General features: G+C 41.4%; 6 protein-coding genes and 5 tRNA genes. 3 read left to right on the forward strand and 8 right to left on the reverse strand.

Annotated elements, in window-relative coordinates; all coding sequences use genetic code 11:
• The 5 genes from FKQ60_RS16910 to FKQ60_RS16930 form a co-directional block, all read right to left on the reverse strand.
• Positions 1 to 128, reverse strand: a 128-nt coding sequence (locus tag FKQ60_RS16910) for a GTP-binding protein (protein WP_249374306.1), incomplete at its 3' end; no start/stop codon positions are given.
• A gap of 104 nt (positions 129 to 232) precedes the next feature.
• Positions 233 to 308, reverse strand: a tRNA-Thr gene (locus FKQ60_RS16915).
• A gap of 13 nt (positions 309 to 321) precedes the next feature.
• Positions 322 to 396 (reverse strand) — tRNA-Gly (locus FKQ60_RS16920).
• Between the two features lie 35 nt (positions 397 to 431).
• Positions 432 to 516, reverse strand: a tRNA-Tyr gene (locus FKQ60_RS16925).
• Positions 517 to 543: 27 nt separating this feature from the next.
• Positions 544 to 619: transfer RNA gene (locus tag FKQ60_RS16930), tRNA-Thr, on the reverse strand.
• A 205-nt stretch (positions 620 to 824) separates the two neighbouring features.
• Between FKQ60_RS16930 and coaA the strand changes: the two genes are divergently transcribed.
• Complete coding sequence (gene coaA, locus FKQ60_RS16935; RefSeq protein WP_040905856.1) at positions 825 to 1,748, forward strand: type I pantothenate kinase; 924 nt, start codon at positions 825 to 827, stop codon at positions 1,746 to 1,748.
• A 150-nt stretch (positions 1,749 to 1,898) separates the two neighbouring features.
• Here the strand turns inward: coaA and birA are convergent, their stop codons facing one another.
• Entirely contained in the window at positions 1,899 to 2,867 is a 969-nt protein-coding gene (birA, locus tag FKQ60_RS16940; protein WP_170906795.1) for a bifunctional biotin--[acetyl-CoA-carboxylase] ligase/biotin operon repressor BirA, read from the reverse strand.
• A complete protein-coding gene (gene murB / locus FKQ60_RS16945) occupies positions 2,867 to 3,907 on the reverse strand; it encodes a UDP-N-acetylmuramate dehydrogenase (RefSeq protein ID WP_170906796.1) in 1,041 nt (346 codons plus the stop codon). Before murB ends, birA begins: the two co-directional genes overlap by 1 nt.
• 59 nt (positions 3,908 to 3,966) lie before the next feature.
• On the opposite strand from murB, the gene FKQ60_RS16950 reads away from it, so the two are divergent.
• Positions 3,967 to 4,410, forward strand: coding sequence for a GNAT family N-acetyltransferase (locus FKQ60_RS16950; protein WP_170905193.1), 444 nt, complete (start codon positions 3,967 to 3,969; stop codon positions 4,408 to 4,410).
• An 89-nt stretch (positions 4,411 to 4,499) separates the two neighbouring features.
• Positions 4,500 to 5,840, forward strand: coding sequence for a CDP-diacylglycerol--serine O-phosphatidyltransferase (pssA, locus tag FKQ60_RS16955; protein ID WP_170906797.1), 1,341 nt, complete (start codon positions 4,500 to 4,502; stop codon positions 5,838 to 5,840).
• A gap of 226 nt (positions 5,841 to 6,066) precedes the next feature.
• On the opposite strand, the gene FKQ60_RS16960 is transcribed toward pssA, so the two are convergent.
• Positions 6,067 to 6,143, reverse strand: a tRNA-Asp gene (locus FKQ60_RS16960).
• Positions 6,144 to 6,155: the final 12 nt, after the last annotated feature.

The following is a 6,155-nucleotide window of genomic DNA, read 5'->3' on the forward strand; positions in this document are numbered from 1 at the left end:
TCACCGCCGTATACTTTTGCAAGTACAGTACAGATAGCTGCTGTTAGAGTGGTTTTACCGTGGTCAACGTGGCCGATAGTACCAACGTTTACGTGCGGTTTCGTACGTTCAAATTTTGCTTTAGACATGAGTTGTCCCTCTAGGTACGGATGTATGTGGCTTTGTTTATGACCACGCAACCAAAAAAAGTTCGGTAATAATTATATAGTAAAAGGAAATCTTTGCTTAGAGCTGGTGCTGATAGGCAGACTCGAACTGCCGACCTCATCCTTACCAAGGATGCGCTCTACCACCTGAGCTATATCAGCACTCTAAAATGAGTGGAGCGGGCAGCGGGAATCGAACCCGCATCATCAGCTTGGAAGGCTGAGGTAATAGCCATTATACGATGCCCGCAACACGTAACTCTGTGAGCTATTTCCTTTACAATATGGTGGAGGGGGACGGATTCGAACCATCGAAGGCGGAGCCGGCAGATTTACAGTCTGCTCCCTTTGGCCACTCGGGAACCCCTCCAAATTTTTATCTTCCGATTAAAGAAGATGGTGCCGACTACCGGAATCGAACTGGTGACCTACTGATTACAAGTCAGTTGCTCTACCTACTGAGCTAAGTCGGCATAAGTGGGGCGCATTCTATTGAATGATCTCAGCGCTTGCAAGTCTAATCGGCAAAAAAAAGCATTTTTTATTCGGCCCGAGCTGATTCGCTGTTTTTTTATTCATTTTTTTGCTTAATCGCCAATTCTCGTGCGTTTCTGATTTGCAATCTCAGTAGCATATTGTATGTTGCCTGCTTCTTCTAATACTACGACTGAACCTTTTATGAGCCCATATTTGTCTTTTGCTCGTCACCAATGGGCTGAGTTACGTAACTCAGTCACCATGACTCTGTCAGAACATGATCTGCAAGAATTACAAGGTATTAATGAAAGCCTTACGATGAAAGAAGCGGTAGAAATTTATCTCCCTTTGGCAAGATTATTAAATTTGTATGTTGCGGCCAGACAAAGTCGTAATACTGTTCTCAACCAGTTTTTAGGTCATGCAGAGAAAGCACCGCCATTTATAATCGGTATTGCAGGTAGTGTAGCGGTAGGTAAAAGTACGACAGCTCGCTTATTGAGAGCATTGCTCTCTCGTTGGGATAATCATCCTAAAGTTGAGTTAATCACGACTGATGGTTTTCTGTATCCTAATAGAATCTTGCATGAACGGAATATCATGCATAAAAAAGGCTTTCCAGAATCATACGATATTCGACGCTTGGTGCAGTTTGTCTCTGATGTAAAAGCGGGACAACCTCATGTTACTGCGCCCATTTACTCGCATTTAACTTACGATATCACTTCTCAACAGAAAATTGTCGATCGGCCAGATGTCTTAATTATTGAAGGATTAAATGTATTACAAAGTGGCATGGATTACCCTCATGATCCACATCGGGTCTTTATCTCTGATTTTTTAGATTTTTCTATCTATGTTGATGCCGATGCTGAATTAATTGAAAAATGGTATATCGATCGCTTTATGAAATTTCGTCATGGGGCCTTTAAAAAGCCAGAATCATATTTCAATCACTATACACAGTTGACTGAGCAAGAAGCGAAAGCCAAAGCGCAACATATATGGAACTCAATCAATGGTAAAAATCTTCAAGAAAACATTTTACCCACCAAAGAGCGAGCTCAATTAATTTTAAGGAAAGGGCTTTGCCATAGTGTTGAAGAAGTACTATTACGCAAATAAATCAGACAATGCGATACTCTGGTTGACTTGAAAATGACTTGATCTAGTGAAGCTCAAACAGCACAACTTTAAAAAGTCATTTTCTACTCTAATATCAAGTTATTATGATAGAAGCTTTTCATCATTAATCGGTCGTTCAAAGGCAATAACTTATTCGTCATCACCTTTGCGTAAAGAAATCTCACCACCAAGATAACTTTTTATTCCTTCAGGCGTTTCAAGTAAAACACCACCACTCTGATCAATACCTCGCTCAATTCCAGTAATTTTATTCGGTCCAATGATGAGGTGAACTCGACGACCTAAAAAGTTATCCAACCGATTCCAACGCTCAACAAACTCTTGCATGCCGTACTGTTCATAGTTCTCCAGTGATCGATTTAGAGCTTGTATAAGTTTAATCACCAATTGGTTGCGATCGATATCCTCTTGACCAAGCACTTGTGACAAACTGGTCCAAGGCTGATCAATAGCTATATTTTCATCTTGCATAATCAGGTTCATACCGATACCGATCACTAAGTGAGCCGCTCCGCCCGCTTGCCCCGACATTTCAACCAAAATTCCTGCTAATTTACGATCTTGATAATAAAGATCATTCGGCCATTTCAATTTAATCCCATTAAGGCCCATTTCCTCAAGTGCTTCTACTATCGCAACTCCAATGACGAGGCTTAAGCCCATCGCGGCAGCCATACCCGCATCTAAACGCCAGTACATGGAGAAATAAAGGTTAGAACCAAAAGGCGAGACCCAATGCCGCCCCCGGCGACCACGACCCTTATTTTGATATTCAGCGATACAAACCATTCCAGAGGAGATCATGTGCGAATTATCTAATAAATATTGATTGGTTGAATCAATAATAGGATGCAATTCAACGGGGTTAGTTACTTGAGAACGAATACGATGCTCATCCAACATCATCAGCGGTCGAGCAAGCTGATAACCTTTGCCTTGCACCCGATGAATATCCATTCCCCATTGTTGAATCCCTTGAATATGTTTACTGATGGCTGCTCGCGACATGCCAAGCCATTTCCCCAGAGACTCACCAGAGTGAAAATGCCCATCAGAGAGCATCTTTAATAAGCGTAACTTAACACTGTGATCTTTCATTATTTCGTCTCTATTAACGCTTGTAAGTGGGTTTCTGCGACTGAACCAATAAAGCGCACTTCATGCTCAAGAGGGACTTTAAACTTATCGTATACCGTCTTACAAATTTGCTGTGCTAAACCAATAATATCTCGTGCCGTTGCATTATTCTTATTGATGATAACTAAAGCTTGCTTAGGATGAACTTGTGCCCCACCGAACGTATATCCCTTTAATCCCGCTTGTTCAATCAGCCAACCTGCGGCTAATTTAACACCTTGCTCTGTAGGATAAGCGACTAAATTTGGACACTGCTTTTTTAAAGTCTCAAACACGGCTTGATCAACCACTGGATTTTTAAAAAAACTGCCTGCATTACCCAATACGGCTGGATCTGGCAGTTTATCTTTTCTCACCTGACAAACGGTATGATAAATATCTTCCGCCGAACAAGTCGCAGGCAACGATTGGAGAGGGCCATAAGACAAAAGAGGTTGCCAATCTTTAGCTAAACGTAATCCCACGGCAACCACAAGCGCTTTACCGTATAAACCTTGTTTAAAGATAGAGTCACGATAACCAAACTGACACTCAGAAACACTTAATCTTTTAATGGTAAGACTCGCTAAACATAAGTAGTCAACATAGTGACAAACCGCTTTGAACTCTACGCCATAAGCACCAATATTTTGAATGGGCGCAGAACCAGCACAGCCTGGGATCAACGCTAAATTTTCTAATCCTGGTAAACCTTGCTGAATAGACCACTCAACTAACCTCGGCCAATCTTCTCCGCCGGCAACATGTAAGTAGTGAAAGTCAGCATCTTGTCTATGCTCAATACCTAACAGGCGATTGACCATCACCAAGCCTTGATAAGGCTCGGTAAATAATACATTGCTTCCCTTGCCTAACATCAATTTCGGCCGCTCAGCCCACTCATCAGATTGATGCAGTACAATCAGATCATCGACAGATTCAATTACCGCTAAATATTGGCAAGTCTGATCAAGACCGAAAGTATGATAAGACTTAAGATTTGCATTATGGTGTAGTTGCATGAGACTCTTTGCCTAAATAAAACTCATGCTATTCTACAACAGATACTTTGATAAGACAGATGCAAATACCAATTCTTCACTTTGAGCACGTAGAGACGCTAAAACTACCACTGATTAAACGTTTTTATAAACAGCACTATCCATCAGCTAAACCGAAAAGTGATGAGCTGATCATCGCGGCTTATGAAAACCACCATATCAAAGCCGTTGTTCGTTTTCGCTCAATTGCTGATTATCGATTATTGACCGGAATGGCCGTGGTGAGTGAGGAACGTTCAAAAGGGATTGGCCAAGCATTATTGATCTACTGCAAAAAAAACATACTGAAACACAATGACTATTGTTTTGCTTATCCGCATCTGACATCCTTTTATACACTTGGTAATTTTTATACTCAGCGTCCAGACCAGCTTCCTGCAGAATTGCGAACCCTGCTTACGCGCTACCAAGCAAGTGGTAAATCTCTTATTCCGATGATGTATAAAGATGACTTCTTATGTTAAGAATAGAGCTCTTTTATAGCTATCATTCACGTTATTTTGGTAATATACCCTGCTCGCAATTTTGCACATACGTAAGGTAAAGCATCACTATGATTGCTCGTAGAAATACAGTCGAACAACTGCCCACTATTGCGCAAGATCCTAATAAGTTTGATGTATTGCTGTCAGCTCAAGAGTTTCGTACTCATCTTATTGAGTCTATTCGTCTAGCCAGTAAACGCATCTATATCGTGGCCTTATACCTAGAAAACGACGATGCCGGACGGGAAATACTCACAGAACTTTATAACGCTAAACAGCGTAATCCAGGATTAGACATTCACATTTGTGTCGATTGGCATCGAGCTCAGCGCGGGTTAATCGGTGCTGAGGCCTCTGCAGGGAATGCAACGCTGTATTGTGACTTTAAACAGCGTTACCCCCATGCTATCCCTGTACATGGCATTCCGGTTCGCGGAAGAGAAGTGTTTGGCGTGTTACACCTCAAAGGCTTTATCATTGATGATCAAGTAATCTATAGTGGTGCTAGTATTAATAACGTTTATCTTCACTATCAAGAACGTTACCGATTCGATCGCTACCATACCTTAGATAACCCATCTCTCGCTGATACGATGGTTAACTTCATTCAAGACACATTATTGGCTCATCCAGCCGTTAATGAGCTGTCTTGTGCTGATAGACCAAAAACAAAAGAGATCAAAACCGATATTCGTCAGTTCCGCGCTATGCTTACGGAAGCGAGCTACGACTTTTCGGCACAAGCGATTAATGCCGATCAAGTCGGTGTGACTCCACTTGTTGGTATTGGTAAGCGTCGAAATCATCTAAACCAGACTGTGATTGACCTACTTGCTCAGGCTGAACAAGAAATCTATATCTGTACACCCTATTTTAATTTTCCGCCTTCCGTGGCAAAAGAAGTAAAAAAAGCGATTAAACGAGGAGTCACCGTTCATATTATTGTCGGAGACAAAACTGCGAATGATTTTTATATAGCGCCTTCACAAGATTTCAAAACCATTGGCGGTTTGCCTTATCTCTATGAACTCAATCTACGTCGCTTTGCAAAGATTAATGAAGCCAATATCGCTAGTCGAAAACTGTCGATTCACTTATGGAAAGATGGTGACAACAGTTTCCACCTAAAAGGTATCTGGATAGATAAACGTTATATGCTGATCACTGGCAATAATCTTAACCCAAGAGCATGGAAACTCGATTTAGAGAACGCGTTACTTATCCACGATAAACACGGACATCTCGTTGATAAATTTAGTAAAGAGATGGATAACATTTTACAGCATACGCAATTAGTCTGTACCTACAAACAAATTGAGAAGCTCGATAGTTATCCTGACATCGTACAACGACTAATGAAAAGAATTACGCGTGTTAAAGCTGACCGAGTATTAAAGCAAATTCTTTAAAGAAAATAGCAGAAAGAAGCCGATAGTGATTCACTATCGGTTTTTTATTACTGATGAATCATTTTAATACAACACTCATACCGCAATCTCTGTATTCTGTGCTCCAACAGATAGCCAAAGAAAAGATCCAATGGCTCCATTCCACTCCCTTCACACAGACCAAAACTTTTTATAAATTTACCCGATACAAAAAATCCCCAGCATTGCTGCTAGGGACTCTTATCAGTGGCGGAGCGGACGGGACTCGAACCCGCGACCCCCGGCGTGACAGGCCGGTATTCTAACCAACTGAACTACCGCTCCACATTGTCTTGT

Source organism: Vibrio sp. A11, from assembly GCF_013048705.1.
Classification (GTDB): domain Bacteria; phylum Pseudomonadota; class Gammaproteobacteria; order Enterobacterales; family Vibrionaceae; genus Vibrio; species Vibrio metschnikovii.